Origin of the sequence: Klebsiella sp. JB_Kp004 (assembly GCF_040065795.1) — a bacterium.
In the GTDB taxonomy this organism is placed as follows: domain Bacteria; phylum Pseudomonadota; class Gammaproteobacteria; order Enterobacterales; family Enterobacteriaceae; genus Klebsiella; species Klebsiella quasipneumoniae.
In genome coordinates this window covers 185519-212500 of the sequence record NZ_JBEAKW010000002.1, presented here as the reverse complement: position 1 = coordinate 212500, position 26982 = coordinate 185519, and the positions used below count along the sequence as shown (strand labels likewise).

Annotated in this window: 26 protein-coding genes; 7 read left to right on the top strand and 19 right to left on the bottom strand. The window is 58.9% G+C overall.

The genetic code is table 11. The features are described from left to right. Positions 1 to 34: 34 nt before the first annotated feature. Complete coding sequence (locus ABLX76_RS03075; RefSeq protein WP_023291180.1) at positions 35 to 439, bottom strand: OsmC family protein; 405 nt, start codon at positions 437 to 439, stop codon at positions 35 to 37. A 306-nt stretch (positions 440 to 745) separates the two neighbouring features. Here ABLX76_RS03075 and crp point away from each other — a divergent pair, with 306 nt between their 5' ends. Both crp and ABLX76_RS03065 read left to right on the top strand, forming a co-directional pair. Then, positions 746 to 1378: a cAMP-activated global transcriptional regulator CRP gene (crp, locus tag ABLX76_RS03070; protein WP_000242758.1), complete on the top strand. Its 633-nt coding sequence runs from the start codon at positions 746 to 748 to the stop codon at positions 1376 to 1378. 51 nt (positions 1379 to 1429) lie between these two features. Further along, positions 1430 to 3508, top strand: coding sequence for a YccS/YhfK family putative transporter (locus ABLX76_RS03065; RefSeq protein ID WP_023291181.1), 2079 nt, complete (start codon positions 1430 to 1432; stop codon positions 3506 to 3508). Here the strand turns inward: ABLX76_RS03065 and ABLX76_RS03060 are convergent. From ABLX76_RS03060 to ppiA, 5 genes are all read right to left on the bottom strand, one after another. Then, positions 3498 to 4718: an aspartate aminotransferase family protein gene (locus tag ABLX76_RS03060; protein ID WP_032454216.1), complete on the bottom strand. Its 1221-nt coding sequence runs from the start codon at positions 4716 to 4718 to the stop codon at positions 3498 to 3500. The genes ABLX76_RS03065 and ABLX76_RS03060 overlap by 11 nt on opposite strands. An 89-nt stretch (positions 4719 to 4807) precedes the next feature. After that, positions 4808 to 5371, bottom strand: coding sequence for an aminodeoxychorismate synthase component 2 (pabA, locus tag ABLX76_RS03055; protein WP_044524952.1), 564 nt, complete (start codon positions 5369 to 5371; stop codon positions 4808 to 4810). A 31-nt stretch (positions 5372 to 5402) separates the two neighbouring features. Next, positions 5403 to 6005 carry a putative adenosine monophosphate-protein transferase Fic gene (locus ABLX76_RS03050; RefSeq protein ID WP_032454217.1) on the bottom strand — a complete coding sequence of 201 codons (603 nt, stop codon included), beginning with the start codon at positions 6003 to 6005 and terminating at the stop codon, positions 5403 to 5405. Next, a complete protein-coding gene (locus tag ABLX76_RS03045; protein WP_004202194.1) occupies positions 5995 to 6162 on the bottom strand; it encodes a YhfG family protein in 168 nt (55 codons plus the stop codon). The genes ABLX76_RS03050 and ABLX76_RS03045 overlap by 11 nt, the downstream gene beginning before the upstream one ends. A gap of 106 nt (positions 6163 to 6268) precedes the next feature. After that, positions 6269 to 6838, bottom strand: a complete 570-nt coding sequence (ppiA, locus tag ABLX76_RS03040; protein WP_002920238.1) for a peptidylprolyl isomerase A — start codon at positions 6836 to 6838, stop codon at positions 6269 to 6271. A gap of 276 nt (positions 6839 to 7114) precedes the next feature. Between ppiA and tsgA the strand changes: the two genes are divergently transcribed. After that, positions 7115 to 8302 (top strand): MFS transporter TsgA, encoded by a 1188-nt coding sequence (gene tsgA / locus ABLX76_RS03035; protein ID WP_004202192.1) that lies wholly within the window; start codon positions 7115 to 7117, stop codon positions 8300 to 8302. On the opposite strand, the gene ABLX76_RS03030 is transcribed toward tsgA, so the two are convergent. Beyond that, positions 8299 to 9621 (bottom strand): cytosine deaminase, encoded by a 1323-nt coding sequence (locus ABLX76_RS03030; protein WP_032454219.1) that lies wholly within the window; start codon positions 9619 to 9621, stop codon positions 8299 to 8301. The two genes, tsgA and ABLX76_RS03030, sit on opposite strands and share 4 nt — an antisense overlap. Before the next feature lie 238 nt (positions 9622 to 9859). On the opposite strand from ABLX76_RS03030, the gene nirB reads away from it, so the two are divergent. The 3 genes from nirB to cysG all read left to right on the top strand — a co-directional run bounded on the left by nirB (position 9860) and on the right by cysG (position 14253). Further along, positions 9860 to 12403, top strand: a complete 2544-nt coding sequence (nirB, locus tag ABLX76_RS03025; protein ID WP_065883118.1) for a nitrite reductase large subunit NirB — start codon at positions 9860 to 9862, stop codon at positions 12401 to 12403. After that, a complete protein-coding gene (nirD, locus tag ABLX76_RS03020; protein WP_023291187.1) occupies positions 12400 to 12726 on the top strand; it encodes a nitrite reductase small subunit NirD in 327 nt (108 codons plus the stop codon). Before nirB ends, nirD begins: the two co-directional genes overlap by 4 nt. 153 nt (positions 12727 to 12879) lie before the next feature. Further along, positions 12880 to 14253, top strand: a complete 1374-nt coding sequence (gene cysG / locus ABLX76_RS03015; protein ID WP_023291188.1) for a siroheme synthase CysG — start codon at positions 12880 to 12882, stop codon at positions 14251 to 14253. Positions 14254 to 14327: 74 nt separating this feature from the next. On the opposite strand, the gene trpS is transcribed toward cysG, so the two are convergent. The 12 genes from trpS to ABLX76_RS02955 form a co-directional block, all read right to left on the bottom strand. After that, on the bottom strand, positions 14328 to 15332 hold the full coding sequence (gene trpS / locus ABLX76_RS03010; protein WP_002920253.1) for a tryptophan--tRNA ligase: 1005 nt from the start codon (positions 15330 to 15332) through the stop codon (positions 14328 to 14330). Further along, positions 15325 to 16086, bottom strand: coding sequence for a phosphoglycolate phosphatase (gph, locus tag ABLX76_RS03005; RefSeq protein ID WP_023291189.1), 762 nt, complete (start codon positions 16084 to 16086; stop codon positions 15325 to 15327). The genes trpS and gph overlap by 8 nt, the downstream gene beginning before the upstream one ends. After that, positions 16079 to 16756 (bottom strand): ribulose-phosphate 3-epimerase, encoded by a 678-nt coding sequence (gene rpe, locus ABLX76_RS03000; protein ID WP_023291190.1) that lies wholly within the window; start codon positions 16754 to 16756, stop codon positions 16079 to 16081. The genes gph and rpe overlap by 8 nt, the downstream gene beginning before the upstream one ends. 17 nt (positions 16757 to 16773) lie before the next feature. Next, positions 16774 to 17601 (bottom strand): adenine-specific DNA-methyltransferase, encoded by an 828-nt coding sequence (gene dam / locus ABLX76_RS02995; RefSeq protein WP_004202178.1) that lies wholly within the window; start codon positions 17599 to 17601, stop codon positions 16774 to 16776. A gap of 78 nt (positions 17602 to 17679) precedes the next feature. Beyond that, positions 17680 to 18969 (bottom strand): cell division protein DamX, encoded by a 1290-nt coding sequence (damX, locus tag ABLX76_RS02990; RefSeq protein ID WP_241515810.1) that lies wholly within the window; start codon positions 18967 to 18969, stop codon positions 17680 to 17682. Between the two features lie 84 nt (positions 18970 to 19053). Continuing rightward, on the bottom strand, positions 19054 to 20148 hold the full coding sequence (gene aroB / locus ABLX76_RS02985; RefSeq protein ID WP_044524957.1) for a 3-dehydroquinate synthase: 1095 nt from the start codon (positions 20146 to 20148) through the stop codon (positions 19054 to 19056). Positions 20149 to 20203: 55 nt separating this feature from the next. Continuing rightward, positions 20204 to 20725 (bottom strand): shikimate kinase AroK, encoded by a 522-nt coding sequence (aroK, locus tag ABLX76_RS02980; protein WP_002920267.1) that lies wholly within the window; start codon positions 20723 to 20725, stop codon positions 20204 to 20206. A gap of 270 nt (positions 20726 to 20995) precedes the next feature. Next, positions 20996 to 22237, bottom strand: coding sequence for a DNA uptake porin HofQ (gene hofQ, locus ABLX76_RS02975; RefSeq protein ID WP_032429004.1), 1242 nt, complete (start codon positions 22235 to 22237; stop codon positions 20996 to 20998). Continuing rightward, positions 22173 to 22553 (bottom strand): HofP DNA utilization family protein, encoded by a 381-nt coding sequence (locus tag ABLX76_RS02970; RefSeq protein WP_023291194.1) that lies wholly within the window; start codon positions 22551 to 22553, stop codon positions 22173 to 22175. Before ABLX76_RS02970 ends, hofQ begins: the two co-directional genes overlap by 65 nt. Next, on the bottom strand, positions 22543 to 22971 hold the full coding sequence (locus ABLX76_RS02965) for a pilus assembly protein PilO (RefSeq protein ID WP_065883124.1): 429 nt from the start codon (positions 22969 to 22971) through the stop codon (positions 22543 to 22545). Before ABLX76_RS02965 ends, ABLX76_RS02970 begins: the two co-directional genes overlap by 11 nt. After that, positions 22961 to 23494, bottom strand: a complete 534-nt coding sequence (locus ABLX76_RS02960) for a PilN domain-containing protein (RefSeq protein ID WP_065883126.1) — start codon at positions 23492 to 23494, stop codon at positions 22961 to 22963. The genes ABLX76_RS02965 and ABLX76_RS02960 overlap by 11 nt, the downstream gene beginning before the upstream one ends. Then, entirely contained in the window at positions 23478 to 24278 is an 801-nt protein-coding gene (locus ABLX76_RS02955; protein WP_348873943.1) for a pilus assembly protein, read from the bottom strand. Before ABLX76_RS02955 ends, ABLX76_RS02960 begins: the two co-directional genes overlap by 17 nt. A gap of 118 nt (positions 24279 to 24396) precedes the next feature. Between ABLX76_RS02955 and mrcA the strand changes: the two genes are divergently transcribed. Continuing rightward, positions 24397 to 26955 carry a peptidoglycan glycosyltransferase/peptidoglycan DD-transpeptidase MrcA gene (mrcA, locus tag ABLX76_RS02950; RefSeq protein ID WP_048298492.1) on the top strand — a complete coding sequence of 853 codons (2559 nt, stop codon included), beginning with the start codon at positions 24397 to 24399 and terminating at the stop codon, positions 26953 to 26955. Positions 26956 to 26982 lie beyond the last annotated feature (27 nt).

The window sequence follows — 26982 nt, the reverse complement described above, 5'->3', positions numbered from 1 at the left end:
CGGGGTTGAGATAATTCACATCAGCAGGCGAAGACTACGCCTCGATCACTTCATAGGAGTGGGTGATCTTCACCGCTTTTTCCAGCATCAGCGCCACCGAGCAGTATTTCTCTGCCGACAGATCCACCGCGCGGGAAACTGCGGCATCTTTCAGCGCCTTACCGGTGACGATAAAGTGCAGATTAATATGCGTGAACAGGCGCGGCGCCTCTTCCCGACGCTCAGAGGTCAGCTTCACTTCGCAGTTGGTCACGTCGTGACGACCTTTTTGCAAAATGGAGACCACATCGATCGCACTGCAACCGCCCGCCGCCATCAGCACCATCTCCATCGGGCTGGGCGCCTTATCTCCGGAGTTGCCATCCATCAGAATCTGGTGTCCTGACGCGGACTCCCCGATAAAGGTTAACCCTTCAACCCATTTCACACGCGCTTGCATAAAATTTAACTCCAGTATCGCAATATTCCTGTCAGATTACGCGCACATAACAATTCTCGCAACGGAAGGCGACCTGCGTCATGCTGAAGCGAGACACCAGGAGACATGCGGCGAAAGCTATGCTAAAACAGTCTGGATGCTACAGTAATACATTGATGTACTGCATGTATGCAGAGGAGTTCACATTACAGGCTGTCGAAAAATCATCAGCCAGCTTCCCAGGTATAGGGAAACAATACGATTGCATGCCCGGACGCCGTGTAGTGTCGGCGCCCGGAGATAGCTTATAACAGAGGATAACCGCGCATGGTGCTTGGCAAACCGCAAACAGACCCTACCCTTGAATGGTTCTTGTCTCATTGCCACATTCATAAGTACCCATCAAAGAGCACGCTGATCCACCAGGGTGAGAAAGCAGAAACGCTGTACTACATCGTTAAAGGCTCCGTGGCTGTACTCATCAAGGATGAAGAAGGTAAAGAGATGATCCTCTCCTACCTCAACCAGGGCGATTTCATCGGTGAATTAGGCCTGTTTGAAGAGGGTCAGGAGCGTAGCGCCTGGGTACGGGCGAAAACCGCATGTGAAGTGGCCGAGATCTCTTATAAGAAATTCCGTCAGCTGATCCAGGTGAACCCAGACATTCTGATGCGTCTCTCTTCGCAAATGGCTCGCCGTCTGCAGGTGACGTCTGAGAAAGTGGGCAACCTCGCCTTCCTCGACGTGACGGGCCGTATCGCCCAGACGCTGCTGAACCTGGCGAAGCAACCCGATGCCATGACCCACCCGGACGGTATGCAAATTAAAATTACCCGTCAGGAAATTGGTCAGATCGTCGGCTGCTCTCGTGAAACCGTTGGCCGTATTTTGAAAATGCTGGAAGATCAGAACCTGATTTCCGCCCACGGTAAAACTATCGTCGTCTACGGCACCCGTTAAGTTGCTAAGCGGCGTATTGCTCCTGCAGTACGCCGTTTTTGTTTTTCCCTCATGTGGCGCAGGCTGATTTACCACCCGGAAGTCAACTATGCACTGCGGCAAACGCTGGTGCTGTGTCTGCCTGTGGCCATCGGTCTTCTGCTCGGCCATCTCCAGCAGGGGCTCCTGTTTTCCTTAGTTCCCGCCTGCTGCAACATCGCCGGTCTCGACACTCCGCATAAGCGCTTTTTTAAGCGTCTGATTATCGGCGGCTGTCTGTTTGCCGGATGCAGCCTGGTGGTGCAGCTGCTGCTCGCCCAGACCATACCTTTGCCGCTTATTCTCAGCGGCCTGGCGCTATTGCTCGGCGTCACCGCGGAAATCAGTTCGCTGCACGCGCGCCTGCTGCCCGCGTCGCTGATCGCCGCCATCTTTACCCTGAGCCTGGCGGGCAATATGCCCGTCTGGGAGCCGCTGTTGATCTACGCCTTCGGCACGCTATGGTACGGCGTGTTTAACTGGTTCTGGTTCTGGCTGTGGCGCGAACAGCCGCTGCGGGAGTCGCTCAGTCTGCTCTACCGGGAACTGGCCAATTATTGCGAAGCCAAATATAGCCTGTTGACCCAGCATACCGATCCCTCGACCGCCCTGCCGCCGCTGCTCATCCGCCAGCAGAAGGTGGTCGATTTAATCACCCAGTGCTATCAGCAGATGCATATGCTGGCCGCCAACCAACGTAACGACCACAAACGTCTTCTGCGAGCGTTCCAGATGGGGCTGGATCTACAGGAGCATATTTCGGTCAGCCTGCATCAGCCGGAAGAGGTGCAAAAGCTGGTTGAGCGCAGCCATGCCGAAGCGGTGATCCGCTGGAACGCGCAGACCGTCGCCGCCCGCCTGCGGGTGCTGGCGGATGACATGCTCTATCATCGTTTTCCGCAGCGTTTCCAGATGGATAAACAGATCGGCGCCCTGGAAAAAATCGCCCGCCAGCATCCGGATAACCCGGTCGGCCACTTCTGCGCCTGGCACTTCAGCCGCATCGCCCGGGTGCTGCATACCCAGCGCCCGCTGTATGCCCGGGATCTGATGGCTGACAAAGAGCGTCGTTTACCGCTGTTTCCCGCGCTAAAGAACTATCTGTCGCTGAAGTCGCCCGCGCTGCGCAACGCCGCCCGCATCAGTGTGATGCTGAGCATCGCCAGCCTGATGGGCAACGCCCTGCATTTGCCGAAGCCCTACTGGATCCTGATGACCGTCCTCTTCGTGACACAGAACGGCTATGGCGCCACGCGGGTTCGTATTGTCCACCGGGCGGCGGGGACGCTCGCCGGCCTGATCATCGCCGGGCTGACCTTGCACTTTCACGTTCCGGAGAGCTATACCCTGAGCGGGATGCTGCTGATCACCCTGCTCAGCTATCTGATTATCCGCAAACACTATGGCTGGGCGATGGTGGGGTTTACGGTGACGGCGGTATATACCCTGCAGCTGCTGACGCTCAACGGCGAACAGTTTATTATCGCCCGGCTGATCGATACGCTGATCGGCTGCCTGATCGCCTTCGGCGGGATGGTCTGGCTGTGGCCGCAGTGGCAGAGCGGCCTGCTGAAAAAAAACGCCCACGATGCGCTGGAGGCCGACCAGCAGGCGATTCGCCTGATCCTCAGCCCCGACCCCAAAGCGCCCGCGCTGGCCTACCAGCGCATGCGCGTCAATCAGGCGCACAACGCGCTCTACAACTCCCTGAATCAGGCGATGCAGGAGCCCGGGTTTAATACCCACTACCTGGAAGATATGAAGCTATGGGTGACGCACAGCCAGTTTATCGTCGAACACATCAACGCCATGACCACTTTGGCCCGGGAGCATACGATGCTCACCCCGGATCTTGCCCAGCGCTATCTCGAATCCTGTGAGATTGCCCTGCAGCGCTGTCAGCAGCGGCTGGACAGCGATGGCCCCGGCAGCGCAGGGGATGTCAATATTATGGAGTCACCGGAAAGCGAGGTGCCGATCGGTCCGTTAAGCACCCTGGAGCAGCATCTGCAACGCATTCTGGGCCATCTGAACACCATGCACACCATTTCGTCAGTGGCATGGCGTCAGCGGCCGCATCACGGCATCTGGCTGCGGAAGATCAGCCGTTAATCACCTTTGCCACGGCCTGGGCAAAGCGCGCCATCCCCTCGGCAATATCCTGCTCTTCGATGATCAGCGAGGGAACAAAACGCATCACGTCCGGCCCGGCGTTAAGCACCATGACGCCGGCTTCCGCAGCGGCATAGAGGAAATCACGCGCGCGGCCCTTGTGCTGCGGCTTGAGTTCGGCGCCAATCAGCAGGCCCATCCCGCGAATATCACTGAACAGATCAAACTCGGCATCCAGCTGCTGCAGGTGTTTGACGAACAGTTCGCGTTTGGCGTTCACGCCATCCAGCACCGCCGGGGTATTGATCAGATCGAAAGCGGCGTTGGCGACCGCGCAGGCCAGCGGGTTGCCGCCGTAGGTTGAGCCATGGGAACCCGCATGGAAGGCGCTGGCGATCTCGTGGGTAGTCAACATGGCGCTGACCGGGAAACCGCCGCCCAGCGCTTTGGCGCTGGTGAGAATATCTGGGGTTACGCCATAGTGCATATAGGCAAACAGCGATCCGGTACGCCCCATTCCGCACTGCACTTCATCAAAGACTAACAGCGCCTGGTGTTGATCGCACAGTTCGCGCAGCCCCTGCAGGAACGCCGGCGTCGCTGCCGTCACGCCGCCTTCGCCCTGAATCGGCTCCACCACCACTGCGCAGGTGTGGTCATCCATCACCGCTTTTACCGCCTGCAGGTCGTTGAAGGGAACATGGACAATATCCGCCGGTTTCGGGCCGAAACCATCGGAGTACTTCGGCTGCCCGCCGACGGAGACGGTAAACAGGGAGCGACCATGAAAGGCATTATGGAAAGCGATGATTTTGGTTTTGTACGGGCTATGGCGGGTCACCGCATAGTGACGCGCCAGCTTAAAGGCCGTTTCATTGGCTTCGGTACCGGAGTTCATAAACACCACTCGCTCGGCGAAGGTGGCATCGACAAGTTTACGTCCCAGGCGCAGCGCTGGCTCATTGGTAAAGACGTTGCTGGTATGCCACAGCGTTTCGCCCTGCTCGTGGAGCGCCGCCACCAGCGCCGGGTGGCAATGGCCGAGCGCCGTCACCGCGATACCGCCGGCGAAATCAACATACTCTTTGCCCTGCTGATCCCAGACGCGGCTGCCTTTTCCCTTTACCGGGATGAATTCTGCCGGTGCATAAATTGGCAAAATAACTTCATCGAATGTGGCGCGGGTGATTGCCGGTTGTTCAGTTGCCATGTCTTGCCCATCCCTCTTCGTTATGCAGATGCGATTATGATAATCTAATCACAAAATATGCATAAAAAATCAGTCAATGGCAACCGAAATCACCGCTTAATAAAGTTCGCCAGCAATTGATGGCCCTGTTCGCTGAGGATGCTTTCCGGATGGAACTGCACGCCCTCGAGATCCCAGTCGCGATGACGGATCCCCATAATCTCACCGCTGGCGCTGCGGGCGGTGACGATAAACTCAGGCGGCAACGTCGGCGGGTCAATCACCAGCGAATGATAGCGGGTCACCGTCAAAGGATTATTCAGCCCCTGAAACACCCCTTCGCCGTTATGCTCGATAAGCGAGGTTTTTCCATGCATCACCTGCGCCGCCCGCACAATGGTCGCGCCAAACGCCTGGGCTATCGCCTGATGCCCGAGGCAGACGCCCAGCAGCGGCGTTTTCCCTGCATAGTGACGGATTACCGCGAGGGAAATCCCCGCTTCATCCGGCGTACAGGGACCAGGCGAAATCACTATCTTCTCCGGCGCCAGCGACGCTATCTCCTCCAGCGTCAACGCATCGTTGCGCCTGACCAGCACTTCCGCCCCCAGTTCGCAAAAGTACTGATACAGATTCCAGGTGAAAGAGTCATAGTTATCGATAAGCAGGATCATAGCGGCTCCGGAACAATCAAACCGGGCTATTCTACTCAGATTCCCGCGCTTCGCTTACCACTTTGCGAAAGATCGCCGCCAGCGGGTCCGGATCGCCCATCGCGCCCTGCTGACAGGCGGTGCTCCAGGCGGCAGGATCGACGTCACGCCAGTCAAGAAGGTAGCCGGCATGTATCGCCAGCTGTTCAAAGAAAATGCGCTGGGTCAGGCCATTGCCGAGACGAAAAGGGTGCAGCACATTAATTTCACCATAGAACCAGCTCAGGCGTTCGATAAAGGTATCCCGCGGCAGACCGCAGAGATAATCCTCCTGCTCCAGAGCCTGCATCAGGGCATTCCCCTCCTCTTCGATGCGGGCAAAGTGGCAGAACGGCGTATCGCCCAGGTAGAGGTTCACTTCACGCAGCCTACCCGCCCAGTCAAACAGATCCTGATACAGCTGATGATGAATAGCGCACAGATAGGGTAAGCCGCGCACCCGCGGGCCCAGCGGCAGGGTGGCCGCCCGCAGGGACGTCATCTCCAGGGCAGCCTGCTGCAGCGTTTTAGCCTGGCGGATGCCGAGTCGGTTGCGCAGGACGTTCAGCGCCGGATAGAGGTAAGGATCGCGTTCATCGCCAAATTTATCGCTCATACTCCCTCCGCAGCGTCGCGAGGCGAGCCTGCGCCTCCTCGGCAGTCAGCGTAACCAGCGGCACCGATACGCCTTCGAGGCGACGGCTGGCCTGAAAATTGCTATTACGTGTCTGTTCCCAGAGCCGGGATTTTTGCTTATCGGTGAGTGGACGCATCGTCGCCCCCCTTATCGTCCCCTGTGTGCCACAAGTATAAGCAGCAATTACAGGTTATGCCGGGAGGCAACCGGGCGCGGCGATAAACCACCGCGCCGCGGGAGGATTAGGGCAGCACTTTCGCAGAGAGGATAACAACCGGTTTAGTCGGCACATTTTGGTATGGGCCGACGTTATGAGTCTGGACCTGGGAGATCTTATCCGCAACGTCCATGCCTTTGACTACCTTGCCAAACACCGCATAGCCAAAGTCGCGCTGGCCATGGTCGAGGAAGGCGTTATCCGCCACGTTGATGAAGAACTGGCTGGTGGCGCTATCCTGATCGGCGGTACGCGCCATCGCGATAGTGCCGCGGGTGTTGCGCAGGCCGTTGTCTGCTTCATTCTTGATCGGCGGGTTAGGCTGTTTCTGCTGCATCTGCTCGTTAAAGCCGCCGCCCTGCACCATGAATCCCGGGATCACGCGGTGGAAAGTGGTGTTGTTGTAGAAGCCGCTGTTAACGTACTTCAGGAAGTTATCCACGGAAATCGGGGCTTTCTGGCTGTTTAACTCAAGCTCAATGTTACCTGCCGAGGTGGTCAGCAGCACATGCGGATCGCCCTTTGCCGCCATGGCCGGGGAGAAAGCTGAAATGGCGAAAACGGCAGCCATCGCCGCCAGTGTTGATTTGAGCATGGAAATTCCTTAACGGAGCAGAATAAAAGCGAGTGCCTTGATTCTAAAGAGCCTTTGCATCCTGGGCCAGCCTTTTACCAAATTTTACTTAGCTGTAATAATTGTAACCGCGCAAACGTTCTCCCTGTCGTCGAAAAAGCGTGATGCAGGTCACATTAAAACATGCAAAAGATAACGTATTTCACAATAAACATTTAATTACATCACCTGAACGACTAAAATCTGTCCGCCCGGCGCAGCGTCAACGCGCTTTACCTTTCTATTCACAGGCCAGTCATGACTAACAGCAACCGTATTAAGCTCACATGGATCAGCTTCTTCTCCTACGCCCTGACCGGCGCGTTGGTGATCGTCACCGGGATGGTGATGGGTAACATTGCGGATTATTTCCATCTGCCCGTTTCCAGTATGAGCAACACCTTTACCTTCCTGAACGCCGGTATTCTGATCTCCATCTTCCTCAATGCCTGGCTGATGGAGATCGTGCCGCTGAAAACTCAGCTGCGTTTTGGCTTTATTTTAATGGTGCTGGCGGTGGCCGGCCTGATGCTCAGCCACAGCCTGGCGCTGTTCTCCGCGTCGATGTTCGTTCTCGGCCTGGTCAGCGGGATCACCATGTCGATCGGGACCTTCCTGATCACCCATATGTATGAAGGCCGTCAGCGCGGGGCGCGTCTGCTGTTTACCGACTCCTTCTTTAGCATGGCGGGAATGATTTTTCCGATGGTCGCCGCGGTCCTGCTGGCGCGCAGCATCGAGTGGTACTGGGTCTACGCCTGTATCGGTCTGGTGTATGTCGCTATTTTCGTCCTGACATTCGGCTGTGACTTCCCGGTGCTCGGCAAAAAAGCGCAGAGCGAAAACAGCCAGCCGGTGGTGAAAGAGAAGTGGGGCATCGGCGTGCTGTTCCTCTCCGTCGCGGCGCTGTGCTACATCCTCGGTCAGCTGGGCTTTATCTCCTGGGTACCGGAATATGCCAAGAGCCTGGGCATGAGCCTCGGCGATGCCGGTAAACTGGTGAGCGATTTCTGGATGTCCTACATGATCGGCATGTGGTCATTCAGCTTTATCCTGCGCTTCTTCGACCTGCAGCGCATCTTAACCGTCCTCGCCGGCCTCGCGACGGTGCTGATGTACCTGTTTATCAATGGTTCGCCGGAGCATATGCCGTGGTTTATTCTGACCCTGGGCTTCTTCTCCAGCGCCATCTACACCTCGATCATTACGCTCGGTTCGCAGCAAACTAAAGTCGCTTCACCAAAGCTGGTGAACTTTATCCTCACCTGCGGCACCATCGGCACCATGCTGACTTTCGTGGTCACCGGCCCGATTGTGGCTGCCAGCGGTCCGCTGGCAGCGCTGCACACCGCTAACGGCCTCTACGCCGTGGTGTTCGTGATGTGCTTTATCCTCGGCTTCGTCTCCCGTCACCGCCAGAACAACGCGCAGGCGGCGTCTCACTAAGCCTTCGGCCCCTTTGCGTCCGCAAGGGGGCTGTTCCTCATAAAAGAGAGCGCCTCGCCACCGCGGTCGGTCTGGATCCAGGTTTGCGCCAGCTGGGTAATCGCGATCACCCTTCCCTGGCGAATTGACCAGCGCACCGGCACCTGGCAGCGTACCGCCTCAAAGCCATTCTCCGCCGGGAGGATGATCAGGTTAGCCGGGTTGCCGCTGACGATGCCGTAATCGGTCAGGCCAAACGTGCGGGCGCTGTTGTCAGTGATAAGCTGCAGGCCGTCGTTAATCTGCTGGTAGCCCATCAGCTGGCAAACGTGCAGCCCCATATGCAGGACCTGCAGCATATTACCGGTCCCCAGCGGGTACCACGGGTCAAAGACATCATCATGACCAAAGCAAACGTTGATCCCCGCCGCCATCAGCTCCTTCACCCGGGTAATGCCCCGTCGCTTCGGGTAGTCGTCAAACCGGCCCTGCAGATGAATATTGACCAGCGGATTGGCGACAAAGTTGATGCCGGAGAGCTTTAGCAGGCGGAACAGGCGCGAGGTATAGGCGCCATTATAGGAGTGCATGGCGGTGGTATGGCTGGCCGTCACCCGCGGCCCTATCCCCGCCTTCAGCGCCAGCGCGGCAACGGTTTCAACAAAGCGCGACTGTTCATCGTCAATTTCATCGCAGTGAATATCCAGCGGGCGGTCATATTTCTGCGCCAGTCGAAAGGCGATATGCAGCGATTCCACCCCATATTCACGGGTGAACTCAAAGTGCGGGATCGCCCCGACAACATCCGCCCCCAGCTTCAGGGCCTCTTCCAGCAGCGCCTCGCCGTTGGGGTAAGAGAGGATCCCCTCCTGCGGAAAAGCGACAATCTGCAGCTCGACCCATGGCGCCACCTCCTTTTTGACCTCCAGCATCGCCTTCAGCGCCGTCAACGTTGGATCGGAGACATCGACATGGGTACGGACAAACTGCACGCCATTGGCGATCTGCCACTTGAGGGTTTTCCACGCCCGGGCTTTAACGTCCTCATGGCTGAGCAGCGCTTTCCGCTCCGCCCAGCGCTCAATCCCCTCGAACAGGGTGCCGGACTGGTTCCAGTTCGGCTCACCGGCCGTCTGGGTGGTATCCAGATGGATATGCGGCTCAATAAAAGGCGGGATCGCCAGACCGCCGCGAGCGTTCAGCACCTCGTAGCTTTCGTCCCGCGCCTCCCCCATCGGTGTGATCTCGCCAAAGCGGCCCTTATCTATCGCTATCTGCCACAGGCCGTCGCGGTCTGCCAGGCGTACGTTCTGAATCAACCAAAGCGGCGCTGCTGTCATATCACCCTCTCTATTCAATACGGCTTGTTTTCTACTCAACCCCAATCGCGACCTACCCAATTCTTGTACACAAAATCGGCAAAAAGGAAAAGCCAGCGTTTTCCACAACTTAGAAAATTACAGACAAATCAATTATATACCCATTAAGTGGTAGGTGAAGTTGTCATTGATTTGCATCAATAAGCCTGATGGCTGAATCGTTAAGGTAGGCGGTAATAGAAAAGAAATCGAGGCAAAAATGAGCAAAGTCAGAATCGCTATTATCGGTAACGGCATGGTTGGCCATCGCTTTATCGAAGAGCTTCTCGATAAGGCGCCTGCCGGACAGTTCGACATTACCGTGTTCTGTGAAGAACCGCGTATCGCCTACGACCGTGTCCACCTGTCGTCTTATTTCTCCCACCATACCGCAGAAGAGCTGTCGCTGGTCCGCGAAGGTTTCTATGAGAAACACGGCGTCAAGGTGCTGGTCGGCGAACGGGCCATCACCATCAACCGCCAGGAGAAGGTGATCCACTCCAGCGCCGGGCGCACGGTGTTCTACGACAAGCTGATTATGGCGACCGGCTCATACCCCTGGATCCCGCCGATTAAAGGCGCGGAAACTCAGGATTGCTTCGTCTATCGCACCATTGAAGATCTTAACGCCATTGAATCCTGCGCCCGTCGCAGCAAACGCGGCGCGGTGGTCGGCGGCGGCCTGCTCGGCCTGGAAGCCGCAGGCGCCCTGAAAAACCTCGGTGTCGAAACCCATGTTATCGAATTCGCGCCGATGCTTATGGCCGAGCAGCTCGACCAGATGGGCGGCGAGCAGCTGCGGCGCAAAATTGAAAGCATGGGCGTGAAAGTTCACACCAGCAAAAACACCAAAGAGATCGTTCAGCAGGGCACCGAGGCGCGCAAAACCATGCACTTCGCCGACGGTAGCGAGCTGCAGGTCGATTTCATCGTCTTCTCTACCGGGATCCGCCCACGCGATAAACTGGCCACCCAGTGCGGACTGGCGGTTGCCCAGCGCGGCGGCATCATGGTCAACGATAGCTGCCAGACCTCCGACCCGGATATCTATGCCATCGGCGAATGCGCCAGCTGGAACAACCGCGTGTATGGCCTCGTCGCGCCGGGTTATAAAATGGCCCAGGTGGCCGTCGACCACCTCCTCGGCAGTGAAAACAGCTTCACCGGCGCCGACCTCAGCGCCAAACTGAAGCTGCTGGGTGTAGACGTGGGCGGTATCGGCGATGCCCACGGCCGCACGCCGGGCGCCCGCAGCTACGTCTATCTCGACGAAAGCAAAGAAGTGTATAAGCGTCTGATCGTCAGCGCCGATAACAAAACCCTGCTCGGCGCGGTGCTGGTCGGCGACACCAGCGACTACGGCAACCTGCTGCAGCTGGTGCTGAACGCCATCGAGTTGCCGGAGAATCCGGATTCGCTGATCCTCCCGGCCCACGCCGGCAGCGGCAAGCCGTCGATCGGCGTCGATAAACTGCCGGACAGCGCGCAAATCTGCTCCTGCTTCGACGTCAGCAAAGGCGACCTGATCGCCGCCATCAATAAAGGCTGCCATACCGTCGCGGCGCTGAAAGCGGAAACCAAGGCCGGTACCGGCTGCGGCGGCTGTATCCCGTTGGTCACCCAGGTGCTCAACGCCGAGCTGGCGAAACAGGGTATCGAGGTCAACAACAACCTGTGCGAACACTTCGCTTACTCCCGCCAGGAGCTGTTCCACCTGATCCGCGTGGAAGGCATCAAAACCTTCGACGAACTGCTGGCCAAACACGGCCAGGGCTACGGCTGTGAAGTGTGTAAACCGACCGTCGGCTCCCTGCTGGCCTCCTGCTGGAATGAGTACATCCTCAAGCCTCAGCATACGCCGCTGCAGGACACGAACGACAACTTCCTCGCCAATATCCAGAAAGATGGCACCTACTCGGTCATTCCGCGCTCCGCGGGCGGCGAAATCACGCCGGAAGGGCTGGTCGCCGTGGGCCGTATCGCTCGTGAATTCAATCTGTACACCAAAATCACCGGTTCCCAGCGCATCGGCCTGTTTGGCGCGCAGAAAGACGACCTGCCGGAGATCTGGCGGCAGCTGATTGAAGCGGGCTTCGAAACCGGCCACGCCTACGCCAAAGCGCTGCGGATGGCGAAGACCTGCGTCGGCAGCACCTGGTGCCGCTACGGGGTCGGCGACAGCGTCGGCTTCGGCGTCGAACTGGAAAATCGCTACAAAGGCATCCGTACGCCGCACAAAATGAAGTTCGGCGTCTCCGGCTGTACCCGCGAATGTGCGGAAGCCCAGGGCAAAGACGTCGGGATCATCGCCACCGAGAAAGGCTGGAACCTGTACGTGTGCGGTAACGGCGGGATGAAGCCGCGCCACGCCGATCTGCTGGCCGCGGACCTCGATCGCGAGACGCTGATTAAGTATCTCGACCGCTTTATGATGTTCTACATCCGCACCGCCGATAAGCTGACCCGCACTGCGCCGTGGCTGGACAACATGGAAGGCGGGATCGACTATCTGCGCAGCGTCATCATCGATGACAAGCTCGGTCTGAACGACCATCTGGAAGAGGAGCTGGCTCGCCTGCGCGCCGCCTTCGCCTGCGAGTGGACCGAGACCGTCAATAACCCGGCGGCGCAGACCCGCTTCAAACACTTTATCAACAGCGACCAGCGCGACCCGAACGTTCAGGTGGTGCCGGAACGTGACCAGCATCGCCCGGCCACGCCGTATGAGCGCATCCCGGTTACTCTGGTGGAGGAAAAAGCATGAGCCAGTGGGTAAACATCTGCAACATCGACGACATCCTGCCCGCCACCGGCGTCTGCGCCCTGCTCGGTCAGCAGCAGGTGGCGATCTTCCGTCCCTATCATGACGACAGGGTGTTCGCCATCAGCAACATCGATCCGTTCTTTAACGCCAGCGTACTGTCTCGCGGCATTATCGCCGAGCATGACGGCGCCCTGTGGGTTGCCAGCCCGCTGAAAAAACAACGTTTCCGCCTGAGCGACGGCCTGTGTATGGAAGATGCCAGCCATTCTATCGCCCGTTTCGACGCCCGGGTAAAAGACGGCCACGTTCAGCTTAAGGCGTGAGTCCCGCATCCTCCCCCCTGCCACGGGGGGAGATATAAGTAACACTTCTGACCGACAGCGCATGAGTGCGGGATATGTCGCATGTTTTGTATTACCTTTGCTGCTATTCTACGACCACTCATTTTCTACCCCTTATTTTTATGAGGTTATTCTGTGGATCACTTACCCATATTCTGCCAGTTGCGCCAGCGTGATTGTTTACTGGTTGGCGGCGGGGATGTCGCCGAACGCAAGGCCCGTCTGCTGCTGGATGCTGGCGCAAACGTCACGGTCAATGCGCTCGACTTTACCCCGCAGTTTCATGTGTGGGCCGATTCACAGATGCTAACCCTGGTGCAGGGGGAGTTTATCCCCTCGCTGCTGGACAACTGCTGGCTGGCCATCGCCGCTACCGATAATGAGACGGTGAACCAGCAGGTCAGCGACGCGGCCGAAGCGCGGCGTATCTTCTGTAACGTGGTGGATGCCCCGCGCCAGGCCAGCTTTATCATGCCGTCCATTATCGACCGCTCGCCGCTGATGGTCGCCGTCTCCTCGGGCGGGACATCCCCGGTGCTGGCGCGCCTGTTGCGCGAGAAGCTGGAGTCAGTCTTACCCCTGCATCTTGGCCAGCTGGCCCGCTACGCCGGCCATCTGCGCGCGCGCGTGAAGCAGCAGTTTGCCACCGTAGGCGAACGCCGCCGCTTCTGGGAGAAGCTGTTCGTTAACGACCGGCTGGCGCAGTCGCTGGCCAATGACGATCGGCAGGCGGTGGCGGATACCACCGAGCAGCTGCTGACCGAGCCGTTAGAGCATCGCGGCGAGGTCGTCCTGGTTGGCGCCGGCCCTGGTGACGCCGGGCTGCTCACGCTCAAGGGCCTGCAGCAGATCCAGCAGGCCGACGTGGTGGTCTATGACCGGCTGGTCTCCGACGACATTATGAATCTGGTGCGCCGCGATGCCGACCGGGTGTTCGTCGGCAAGCGCTCAGGCTATCACTGCGTGCCGCAGGAGGAGATCAACCAGATCCTGCTGCGCGAAGCGCAAAAAGGAAGACGCGTGGTCCGGCTGAAAGGCGGCGATCCCTTTATCTTTGGCCGCGGCGGAGAGGAGCTGGAGACCCTCTGCGAGGCGGGGATCCCCTTCTCGGTTGTGCCCGGCATCACCGCCGCCTCCGGCTGCTCCGCCTACTCGGGGATCCCGTTGACCCATCGCGATTTCGCCCAGGGCGTCCGCCTGGTCACCGGCCATCTGAAAACCGGCGGCGAGCTGGACTGGGCGAACCTGGCGGTGGAGAAGCAGACCCTGGTGTTCTACATGGGTCTGAACCAGGCGCCGGCGATCCGCGAGAAGCTTATCGCCCACGGCATGGCGGAAGATATGCCTGCCGCCATCGTCGAGAACGGCACCGCCGTGACGCAAAAAGTGGTCAGCGGCACCTTAGGACAGCTGGATATTCTGGCGCAGCAGATGGCCAGCCCGGCGCTGATCATTGTCGGCCGCGTAGTCGGTCTGCGGGATAAACTGAACTGGTTTTCGAACCATTAACCTTCGCCTGACGGCGTGAACGACAGGCATAAAAAAGGGCGGGATAATCCCGCCCTTTTTAGCTGTTGCATCGCTTACGGCTTGGCGACAAAGCCAATCGCTTCGTATACCGCTTTCAGGGTTTGAGAAGCGCGCGCGCTGGCCTTTTCTGCGCCGTCCTTCATCACCTGATTGAGAAACGCTTCGTCGTTACGGAAACGGTGATAGCGCTCCTGCAGGTCAATCAGCATGCCCGATACCGCTTCGGCGACTTCGCCTTTCAGGTGGCCATACATTTTGCCTTCGAAATGCTGCTCCAGCTCAGGAATGGTTTTCCCGGTGACCGCGGAGAGGATATCCAGCAGGTTGGAGACGCCCGCTTTCTCTTTCAGGTCGTAGCGCACCACCGGCGGCTCGTCGGAGTCGGTGACCGCACGTTTGATCTTCTTGACCACCGATTTCGGGTCTTCCAGCAGGCCGATGACGTTGTTGCGGTTGTCGTCGGACTTGGACATCTTTTTCGTCGGCTCCAGCAGCGACATCACGCGCGCGCCGGATTTAGGGATAAACGGCTCAGGCACTTTAAAAATATCGCCGTAGATGGCGTTAAAACGCTGGGCGATATCGCGGCTCAGTTCAAGGTGCTGTTTCTGATCTTCGCCCACCGGAACCTGGTTGGTCTGGTACAGCAGAATGTCAGCGGCCATCAGTACCGGATAATCAAACAGACCGGCGTTGATGTTCTCCGCGTAGCGCGCGGACTTGTCTTTAAACTGGGTCATGCGGCTCAGTTCGCCGAAATAGGTGTAGCAGTTCAGCGCCCAGCCTAACTGGGCATGTTCCGGCACGTGAGACTGAACGAAAATAGTGCTTTTCTGCGGGTCGATGCCGCAGGCCAGATACAGCGCAAGGGTGTCCAGCGTCGCCTTACGCAGCTGCTGCGGATCCTGGCGCACGGTGATGGCGTGCTGGTCCACGATGCAATAGATGCAGTGGTAATCGTCCTGCATGTTTACCCACTGACGCAGCGCACCCATGTAGTTGCCAATGGTCAGTTCACCTGAGGGCTGTGCGCCACTAAAAACGATGGGCTTAGTCATGTTTCAATTCCTGAGTTTCACTGTGCGGTAACCCGAGAGCGGGTAAGAGTTCATTAAACTGGTCGAAGAGATAGTCCGGCTCGCTCAACGCAAGCGGTTCGCCATAGTTATAGCCGTAGGTCAGGCCAACAGAGCAGCAGCCTGCCGCTTTGGCCGCCTGAATATCATTACGGGAATCGCCGACGAACAGCAGCGCCTCCGGCGTCAGGCCGAGCTTTTGCGCCACCAGCAGCAGCGGTTCCGGATGCGGCTTTTTGTTCTGTACGTCATCGCCGCCGATCACCACGGTAAAATATTTCGCAATATCGAGCGCGTCCAGCAGCGGGGCGACGAACGGCGTCGGCTTATTGGTCACCAGCGCCAGCGGCAGGCCTTTGGCCTGCAGCGCGCCGAGCGTATCGGCCACTGCCGGAAACAGGAAACTGCCCTCTTCCGCCGCTTCGGCGTAATAGCGGTCAAACAATTTACGCAAAATGCGCAGCTGTTCGTCTTGCGGAATATCATGATCGTCGACGGAAGGCTTGCCCATCGCCGCACGTAACGTTGCACGCTCCTGACGAGCCCAGGTCAGCGCCCGCTCCATCAGAACATCGGCGCCGTTGCCGATCCAGGTCACGACGCGTTCTTCTCCCGCCACCGGCAGCTCCAGGGCGTAGAGGGCGTTATCAACGGCGGCGGTCAGACCCGGCGCGCTGTCCACCAGCGTGCCGTCGAGATCAAACGCGATGCCGCGGATCGCCTGTAATTTATCCATGACTTACCTTCGCTAATTCATTACGCATGTGATCAATGACTTTCTTGTAGTCCGGCTGGCCGAAGATCGCCGAACCGGCAACGAACATATCCGCACCCGCCGCGGCGATTTCGCCGATATTGCTCGCTTTCACTCCGCCATCCACTTCCAGGCGAATGTCGTAGCCGGACGCATCGATGCGCTGGCGCACTTCACGCAGTTTATCCAGCGTCTGCGGAATAAAGGACTGGCCGCCAAAGCCCGGGTTAACCGACATCAGCAGGATCACGTCCAGCTTATCCATCACGTAATCGAGATAGCTCAGCGGCGTCGCGGGGTTAAACACCAGGCCCGCTTTGCAGCCGTGCTCTTTGATAAGCTGCAGGCTGCGGTCGACGTGTTCGGAGGCTTCCGGGTGGAAGGTGATGATGCTGGCGCCAGCTTCGGCAAAATCAGGAATGATGCGGTCGACCGGCTTCACCATCAGGTGGACGTCGATCGGCGCGGTAATACCGTAGTTACGCAGCGACTTCAGCACCATCGGGCCAATCGTCAGGTTCGGCACGTAGTGGTTGTCCATGACGTCGAAGTGCACGACATCCGCACCCGCCGCCAGCGCCTTCGCGGTATCCTCACCCAGACGGGCAAAATCAGCCGACAGAATCGAAGGGGCAATCAAATACTGCTTCATCCGCATCTCCTTGAAATTTATTTGGTCTTAGGCGGACGGTAGAGCGCTAAGAGCTCGTCCACCTTTTTACGCGTACCACCGTTGCTGCTGATGCTGCGCCGAACCTTCACAATATGCGTTTCTGCCGCGTTTTTATACCACTCCTGCGTCAACGGCGTGCGGTGGTTGGAAATCAGCACCGGGATCCGTTTCTTCATCAGCGATTCCGCCTTTTGCGCCAGCAGCACCTGTTGCTCCAGGTTGAAACTGTTGGTGTGGTAGGCGGTAAAGTTCGCCGTCGCCGTCAACGGCGCATAGGGCGGATCGCAATACACCACCGTGCGGCTATCCGCACGCTGCATGCACTCTTCATAAGATTCGCAGTAAAACTCAGCGTTTTGCGCCTTGTCGGCAAAATGATAGAGCTCAGCCTCGGGGAAATAGGGCTTCTTATAGCGGCCAAACGGCACATTGAATTCGCCGCGCAAATTGTAGCGACACAGGCCGTTGTAGCCGTGACGGTTCAGATACAGGAACAGCACCGCGCGACGCAGCGGATCCTGGCTCTGGTTGAATTCATCACGGTACTGGTAGTAGCGCTCAGCGACGTTGTTTTCCGGGGTAAACATCTCGCGGGCGGCAGCGACATACTCGTCGGTGCGCAATTTGACGATGTTGTACAGGCCGATTAAATCACTGTTGATATCCGCGAGGATATAACGAGAAAAGTCGGTATTGAGAAATACCGACCCGGCGCCCACAAAGGGCTCGATTAAGCACTCACCTTCCGGCAAATGCTTTTTAATATCGTCAAGCAGGGGGTACTTCCCCCCTGCCCACTTTAGAAAAGCGCGATTCTTTTTCATGCTGCCTAACTAATTACACATTCTCCGGCTGTGGAGAAAGCTCCGACAGCATCCTGCGCTTAAGACTACCCCACGGCATTATTTCAGATCAGCCTGAACCTGATGCAGTGGTTTTGCCCATGGATTTTTCGCCTGCACGTCCGGCGGCAGCGAGGTGACCGCGCGTTTCGCTTCATCTTTCGATGAATAGATACCGCTCACCAGCACGTACCACGGTTGGCCGTTACGCGACGTTTCATAGACAACATATCTGTCCAGCTTCTCTTTCTTCGCCCAGTTATTCAGGTTTTCATAGTTAGAGGAGCTGCTGAGCTGCAGGGTATAGTTACCCGACGGCGCAGATTTCATCGAGCTGACGTCACCTGCCGTTTTACCGCTCTTCGCCGCCGGCGCTGCCGCGGCTGCCGTTGCGGCTGTCGCTGCGGTCGTCGCGGTCGTGGCTGGTTTGCTCTGCGCGGTGGCTGCCGGTTTACTTTCGCTGACGGTCGTTTTCGCCGGAGCGGTAGTGGCCGCGCTTTCAACATGCTTCGGCTGGACCGGTTTCGTTTCTACCGGCGCTTTCGCCACCGCCTGTGGTTTCGGCTGCGGCTTCGCTTCGATGACGGTGTGCTTACGCTCCGCCGGACGCGGCGTTGCCGCCGTCTGACGTTCGGTCGTCTGGCGCGGCGCCGCGGCGCCACTGGCGCCATTACGGATCGGCGCGACGGTTGCCGGTTCAGTTGGCAGCGTCGAGTTAGCTACGGCGCCGTCCAGCTGGCCCTGCTGCTGGGTCAGCGCGTTATTCAGATCGCCCTGAACTTCAACACGCTGCTGGCCCTGCGGCTCTGCCGCTGCCTGGCCCTGGGTCGGGTTCGCGGCAATAGGCGGTACCGTGACGTCCTGCTGTGTGGTGGTATTGGCGGCTGTCTGATCCTGGCCGGCAGCTGGCGTGCTGGCGGACTGGTCGTCAGACAGATTAATGCTCTTCTCGCCGGAAGCGGTCTGCTGGCTGGACGAAGATGGCGATTTCAGCGCGGAACCGATACCTACGATTAACAGCAACAGCACCAGAATCCCCACGCCCATCATGATGTACTGGCGGGAAGCGGGTTTCGCCGGCGCTTTTTTACGCTTACGCGGACGACGCTCTACAGGCTGCTCTTCGAGCATCTCCTCATCTTCCGCATCCAGTTCTTCTTCGAACTCTTCCTCTTCACGCTCACGACGGGCCTTGCCGGCGCGCGTCGGACGGCCTTCATCGGCATCAAGATCGACATCGTCAAAATTGATCTGCGGATCGGCATCACGCTCGGAAGACTGACGGGAACGACCAGCACGACGATCGTTGCGATCGGCTTTCATATCGTCTTCTGGTTTGAAATCATCCATTTAACACCCCACTAAAAGGCTTATGCTCACGATTATTGCACATCACCCGAAATGATAACGCCGCGCGAACGCGGCCAGACCTTCTTATTGTTGCGCCTGCTGAGTATCAGCAATCGCGCCAAGAACCACATCATGCGGCACTCCGCCGCGCAGCTCGCTGCTTCCTATTGCGAGCGGGAGCACCAGCCGCATTTCGCCAGCCAGTACTTTCTTATCGCGCATCATATGGGGCAAATACGCCTGCGCACTCATTTCCTGCGGGCCGCGTACCGGTAAGCCTGCACGCTTGAGCAGATCGATAAGGCGCTGAGTATCCTGCGCGCGGAACTGCCCCAGCCGCTCGGACGTATGCGCCGCCATCACCATACCTGCCGCCACCGCTTCGCCGTGCAGCCAGTTACCGTAGCCCATTTCCGCCTCGATAGCATGGCCGAAGGTATGTCCAAGATTGAGTAAAGCACGTAACCCGGTTTCACGCTCGTCGGCAGCCACAACTTCCGCTTTCAGCTCACAGCAACGGCGAATGCAGTACGCCATGGCCTTTTCATCCAGCGCCAGCAGGGCATCAATGTTGTTTTCCAGCCAGCTGAAGAATGCGCCGTCGAGGATCACCCCATACTTGATGACCTCAGCCAGTCCGGAAGCGAGTTCGCGCTTCGGAAGCGTCTTCAGACAGTTAAGATCAACCACCACGGAAACCGGCTGCCAGAAGGCGCCAATCATGTTTTTGCCGAGAGGGTGGTTCACTGCGGTTTTGCCGCCGACCGACGAGTCGACCTGCGACAGCAAGGTGGTAGGGACCTGGATAAAACGCACGCCGCGCTGATAGCTTGCCGCGGCGAAACCGGTTAAATCACCGATAACACCGCCGCCGAGCGCCACCAGCGTGGTGTCGCGGCCATGGGGTTTTTGTAACAGCGCGGTAAATACGGTATCCATCACCGCCAGGCTTTTATACTGCTCGCCGTCGGGCAGGATCACGCTGTCAACGTTGACCCCTGCCTGCTCCAGCGCAGAGCGGACGGTATCCAGATAAAGCGGCGCCAGCGTTTCGTTGGTGACCAGCATAGCCTGGTCGCCCGACTTGAGTGGCAGGAAGGAAGCTGGATCGTTAAACAAACCAGCCGCGATGGTAATCGGGTAACTACGTTCCCCGAGGGTAACAGTAAGCCTCTCCATAACGCGACATCCACCTCAATGACTTTTACTCTGACGCACTTTTATTAAGCCAGAATCAGTTGCTTTCCAGCATATGAATAATCTGGTTCGCGACGACTTTCGCACTCTGATCGTCTGTGCGGATAGTCACATCGGCGATCTCTTCATACAGCGGATTACGCTCGTCAGCCAGCGCTTCCAGTACTTCACGAGGCGGCGCATCGACTTGTAGCAAAGGACGCTTTTTATCGCGCTGCGTACGGGCCAACTGCTTCTCGATCGTTGTTTCCAGGTAGACCACCACGCCGCGGGCGGAGAGACGGTTACGCGTTTCACGGGATTTTACAGAGCCGCCGCCAGTCGCCAGCACAATCCCCTGTTTTTCCGTCAACTCATTGATAATTTTTTCTTCACGGTCGCGGAAGCCTTCTTCGCCTTCAACATCGAAGACCCAGCCCACATCAGCGCCAGTGCGTTTCTCAATCTCTTGATCAGAATCGTAAAATTCCATGTTGAGCTGTTGGGCTAACTGGCGCCCAATAGTGCTTTTGCCGGCACCCATAGGCCCAACCAGAAAGATATTGCGTTTCTCTGCCATTTTTTCGGTACTACTAAGACTATTCGTTAATGATAAACCCGCTTCGCAGACACCCAGCGCCGCAGGGCATGAACTGAAACCTCATATGCAATAGAGCGAGAGTCAGACTAAAAATTATCTCAATACTCCGGCTGGTTTGGCAACTGAATAAAATCGCCGGACAATAAAGGGAGGATTGATGTCGTACCCGACTCTCAAATCGGTACCCCTTGTATGCTAAATCCGTCCTCACGTCAAACACCTGAAACGTGTTTAGCATGAAAAACCTGCTTAACGTACTGCCAGAATCCGTGGCGTAATAAAGACAACCAGTTCACGGCGTTCATTATCTTTCCCGTCGCGGCGAAACAGACGCCCCAGTACCGGGATATCGCCAAGCAGCGGGACGCTGTCGCGGGCGGTTTTGTTTTTCTGCGAAAAGATGCCGCCCAACGCCAGGGTCTCGCCGCTGCGGACTTCAACCAGGGTCTCGATCTCCTGTTTATCAATGGCCAGCGCCTCGCCGTTATCCTGCTTCAGCACCTGGCCTGGCGTGTTCTCGCTTATTCGCAGCTTCAACCGCACTCTCCCCTGCTGCAGCACCGTCGGCGTCACCTCCATGCCCAGCACCGCCTCTTTAAACTCCACCGACGTGGCGCCGCTTTCACCGCTGGAGACCTGATAGGGGATCTCGCTCCCCTGCTTGATGCTGGCGGGCTGCATATGGGAGGCGAGCAAACGAGGACTGGCGATAATCTCGACCTGCTGCTTGCGCTCCAGCGCGGAAAGCTCCAGCTCAAGCAAGCGCCCGTTAATTTTGCCGATGTTAAAGCCTGCGCGGGTGCTGGCATCGTTGACCGACACATCGCTGCTTAGGGTGGTGATGTGCCCGGATCCCGGGGTGCTTTCAGCCTCCGCCAGCCGCCACTTCACCCCCAGTTCACGCAGGCTGGTTTCGCTCATCGACACGATATGGGCGGCCAGCTCCACCTGTCCGACCGGCAGATCCATCTCCTGCGCCCAGGCCTTCAGCGCCGGCAGATGCCGCGCATCATCGCGGATCAGCAGCCGATTGGTCCGCTTGTCCGCCATCAGGTTGCCCCGGGCGCTAAGCAACTTACCGCCGCTTTTAGCCAACTCCTCGGCATCGGCATAGTGCAGCGTCACGCTCTCCGCCAGCAGCGGCAGGTTCTGCAGACGTTTCGCCTGTTCAGCTTCGCGCTGCGCCAGATTGGCCTTTTGCCAGGCCTGCGTATGCGCGTAGATGACCGTCCCCTGCTGTTGCAAAGAGAGACCTGCGCTATCCGCCACTGCCCGCAGCGCCTGGGTCCAGGGGACCTTCTGCAGGCGCAGGGAGAGCGTGCCGCTGACGTCCGGTGCGACAACGAGGTTCTTATGGTTCATTTCGGCCAGGGCTTGCAGCACCTGGGCCACTGGCGCGTCGTCAACGACCAGCGAAACCGGCTTGTCATTTCGCGCGGCGACCACCGCCAGCGGTAGCAGCAGAAGCAGCAGGCTTATCCATCGCATCATCTTGTTTTCCTTCACGTTGCCAGCGCCACGCTGGAGGTTCACATCCCGGGGGCGTGACGATGTCCAGCTCGCCGGCCGTCAGCCGACTCACCCGCCAGCCCGTAGGCAATTGCTCATCCAGGCGTACCCGTCGCCACATACCGCTTCCGTCCTGCAAAAACCCCGTCCAGCCTGCGCCATCGCCGGCCGCGCCGCCATAGCGCCATTGCGACAGCTGCGCCGTGCGGCAAGGATCTTCAACCGGCAGGAAAGGATCGCGCCCGGCCGCCAGCAGCGACAGCGGCAACCACAGCAAAATCCAGCATTTACCGCCCATCTTCCGCCTCCAGCTGCAGCCGCATGCGCAGCGCCTGCCCCTCGCGCTCCAGCGAGAACGAACGCGGGTTCATCCCGCAGCGCGCCAGCCATGAGAACAGGGCGGGTACCGTCGGCCAGGGGAGAGCCAGCGCCATCTCACCGCCGCTCCCCTGCGGATGCCAGGCGATTAGCTTCGCGCCGGCGAGCGGAATGGCGATGGGCGAGAACGGCTGCTTGTCGATGCGTTCCCCGGAACTTTCACCGGCGGGGATGCGCAGCGCCATGATCCGCCGCCACTGCGTTTGCAGAGCGCCATCGCGGGACAGCGCCGCCAGCGGCGGGCGGGTATCGCGCCAGAGCGCCACGCCGCCCCCCATCAGCCCCATCGCGAGCAAGATCAACAGCCCCGCCCGGGTGCGCCGGGTGTTAATCCGCATCGGCGCGCGCTCCCGACAGGGTAAAACTGAACCGCCAGCGCCCCTCGGCGTCGCGCTGCGTTCCGCCGGCTTTAGCCGGCGCGAATCCCGCGACGCTGGCCAGAGCAGCCTCCACCCGGGCCAGCGCCTGCAGGTTGAGGGCCAGACCATCCAGCGTCAGGCGCGCCCCCTGGTACTCCAGCCGCGTCAGCCATGCCTGAGCGGGCAGGCCTGCCGCGAGCGCCATTAGTCGGGGTTGCCAGGCGGCGATCGTCGATCTGCGCTGGCGCTGCTCGCGCTGGCGTTGATGCTGCTGCCATGCCTCGCGCATCGCCTGTTCGCGCTGTTTGAGCGAGGCGAGCAACGCTGCGTCGGCTGTCGTGTGGATCCTCGCCAGGGCGTCGCGCTGTAGACCCGCTGTTCGTCCCGCCTGTAGGGTCGTCCCCACCAGCAGCACGATACCGGTGGCTAACAACAGGGCGTAGCGCAGGCGCTGGCGGCGACGCAGGTCACGCCAGGGGAGAAGATTAACGACATACGTCATGGCGCCCACCTCCCAGCGCCAGCCCAAGGGCAATGGCGTAGCGATCGCCGTCGGCTGGCAGCGGAGGCTGCCGGCGGTGAACCACCTGCCAGACATCAAAACGACTGCCCTCGTCGCCCGCATCAGCGCACAGGCGCAAAGGAACCTGAAGTTGCCCCGCCAGCTGGCTTAAGGACCCTATCGCATCGCAGGCGTCACAGCCCCAGGCCTCCTGGGTCGCCCATAGCCAGTGCTTTTCATCCCGCCACGCCAGGCCTTGCTCTGCTGCCGTCACCCAGGGGAAAAAGGCGCCGAGCGCGCTGGCATCCGGTACGATGGCCGCCACCCGCAGCCGCAGCCGCCCTGCCAGCTCCCGCAGAACATTGATATCCAGCCGCTGCGCCGCCGTCACCTGCCAGCCGTCATCCCGCGAGGTGGGCGCATAATCAATACATAGAGAGGAGGCGGGCATCGCCAGCTGTTGGGTCATGGCGCTGGCTATCCACGTCGCCTGTTCCCGCTCTCGCAGGGCAAACTGGGGATAAGGCAGGCGTTTTTGCAGCGTGCGAGCCGCGGGAAAGGCGATACTGATCTGATGCTGCGCCGGTAGCTCCCGCCGCCAGGCGGCCAGCCGTGAGCCGAGGGCGCTAACGTCCGCCACCATCCCCTGCCGCACCAGACCTGGCGGCAGAGGAATGCGCCACCAGCGGCGCAGTGCCCAGTGTGAGCGCTCATGCAGTAGCGCGACAATGGCAACGCTATCCTGTTGGATATGCATTCCGATCCGCCAGTTTCTGAAAGCCATGCTTACGATCTCCTTATCCGGCAAAACTGTCCGGCTATATCAATGCACCTGGCTTGCCTTTATACTACCGCGCGTTTGTTTATAAACTGCCCAAATAAAACTAAATGGGAAAACACCGGTGAAGTTCGTAAAGTATCTATTGATCCTTGCAGTCTGTTGCGTACTGCTGGGAGCAGGCTCGATTTTTGGCCTCTACAAATACATAGAGCCGCAACTCCCCGACGTCGCAACCCTGAAGGATGTGCGTTTGCAGATCCCGATGCAGGTCTATAGCGCTGACGGTGAGCTTATTGCGCAGTACGGCGAAAAGCGCCGTATCCCTGTAACGTTGCAGCAAATTCCCCCCGAGCTGGTGAAAGCGTTTATCGCCACCGAAGACAGTCGTTTCTATGAGCATCACGGCGTCGATCCGGTGGGTATTTTCCGCGCCGCCAGCGTGGCGATGTTCTCAGGCCACGCCTCGCAGGGCGCCAGCACCATCACCCAGCAGTTAGCGCGTAACTTCTTCCTCAGCCCCGAGAAGACGTTGATGCGTAAGATTAAAGAGGCCTTTCTGGCCATCCGCATCGAGCAACTGCTGAACAAAGATGAAATCCTTGAGCTGTATCTGAACAAGATTTACCTCGGCTACCGCGCCTATGGCGTCGGCGCCGCGGCGCAGGTCTATTTTGGCAAACCTATCGACCAGCTGACCCTCAGCGAAATGGCGGTGATTGCCGGTCTGCCGAAAGCCCCGTCCACCTTTAACCCGCTCTATTCGATGGATCGCGCCACAGCCCGTCGCAACGTGGTGCTGTCGCGTATGCTGAGCGAGGGGTACATCACCCAGGCGCAATACGATGAAGCGCGCAGCGAACCCATCGACGCCAGCTACCACGCGCCGAAAATCGCCTTCTCAGCGCCTTATCTGAGCGAAATGGTGCGCCAGGAGATGGTGAATCGCTATGGCGAGCAGGCCTATGAAGATGGCTACCGGGTGTACACCACGATTACCCGCAAAAACCAGCAGGCGGCCCAGCAGGCGGTCCGCAATAACGTGCTGGATTACGATATGCGTCACGGCTACCGCGGCCCGGCCAGCGTGCTGTGGAAGGTCGGCGAAACGCCGTGGGAGGCGAAAAAGATCGTCGACGTCCTGAAGCGCCAGCCTGGCTTAGGCCCGCTTTCTCCTGCGGTGGTCACCTCCGCGACTGCCCAGGAGGCCGTCGCGCTGTTGGCTAACGGCGACTCCGTTTCACTGACGATGGACGGCGTGCGCTGGGCTCGTCGCTTTATCTCCGATACGCAGCAGGGAGCGACTCCGCGTAAAGTCAACGACGTCGTGCAGGCCGGGCAGCAGATCTGGGTTCGCAAAGTGGGTGACAGCTGGTGGCTGTCGCAGGTCCCGGACGTCAACTCGGCGCTGGTCTCCATTAACCCGCAAAACGGCGCGATTATTGCCCTTGTCGGTGGGTTTGACTTTAACCAGAGCAAGTTTAACCGCGCCACCCAGGCGCTGCGCCAGGTCGGCTCCAACATCAAGCCGTTCCTCTACACCGCTGCGATGGATAAAGGCTTAACTCTGGCCAGCATGCTCAACGATGTGCCAATCTCGCGCTGGGACGCCGGGGCCGGCTCCGACTGGCGGCCGAAAAACTCGCCGCCGCAGTATGCCGGTCCGATTCGTTTACGCCAGGGCCTGGGGCAGTCGAAAAACGTGGTAATGGTGCGCGCCATGCGCGCCATGGGCGTTGACTATGCCGCCGAGTACCTGCAGCGCTTTGGTTTCCCGGCGCAAAACATTGTCCACACCGAATCGCTGGCGCTGGGCTCCGCCTCCTTTACGCCTCTGCAGGTCGCCCGCGGGTATTCGGTGATGGCCAACGGCGGCTTCCTGGTCAACCCGTTCTTTATCAGTAAGATTGAGAATGATCAGGGCGGGGTCCTCTTCGAAGAGCGCCCGAAAATCGCCTGCCCGCAGTGTGATTTACCGGTGATTTACGGCGATACGCCAAAATCCAATGTGCTGGAAAACAAAGATGTGGAAGATGTCGCCACCTCGACGGAACCGCAGAATGGCAACGTGCCGCCGCAGCCGCAGCTGGAGCAGGCCAATCAGTCACTGGTGGCGCAGAGCGGCGCCCAGGAATACGCGCCGCATGTGATCAATACCCCGCTGGCCTTCCTGATCAAGAGCGCGCTGAACAGCAACATCTTTGGCGAACCGGGCTGGATGGGAACCGGCTGGCGCGCCGGACGGGATCTGCAGCGGCATGACATCGGCGGCAAAACCGGAACCACCAACAGCTCGAAGGACGCCTGGTTCTCAGGCTACGGGCCGGGCGTGGTGACCTCGGTTTGGATCGGCTTTGACGATCATCGTCGCGATCTTGGCCGGACCACCGCGTCAGGGGCGATTAAAGATCAGATCTCCGGCTACGAAGGCGGCGCCAAAAGCGCCCAGCCGGCCTGGGACAGCTTTATGAAGAGCGTGCTGGAAGGCGTTGCGGAAGAGCCGTTAACGCCGCCGCCGGGAATCGTCACGGTGAATATCGATCGCAGCACCGGTCAGCTGGCGAACGGGGGCAACAGCCGGGCGGAATACTTTATTGAGGGTACCCAGCCCACGCAGCAGGCGGTCCATGAGGTGGGCACCACCCTGACGGACGGCGGCGGTGAAACCCACGAGCTGTTCTGACAAAAAAAGCGCCTGCGGGCGCTTTTT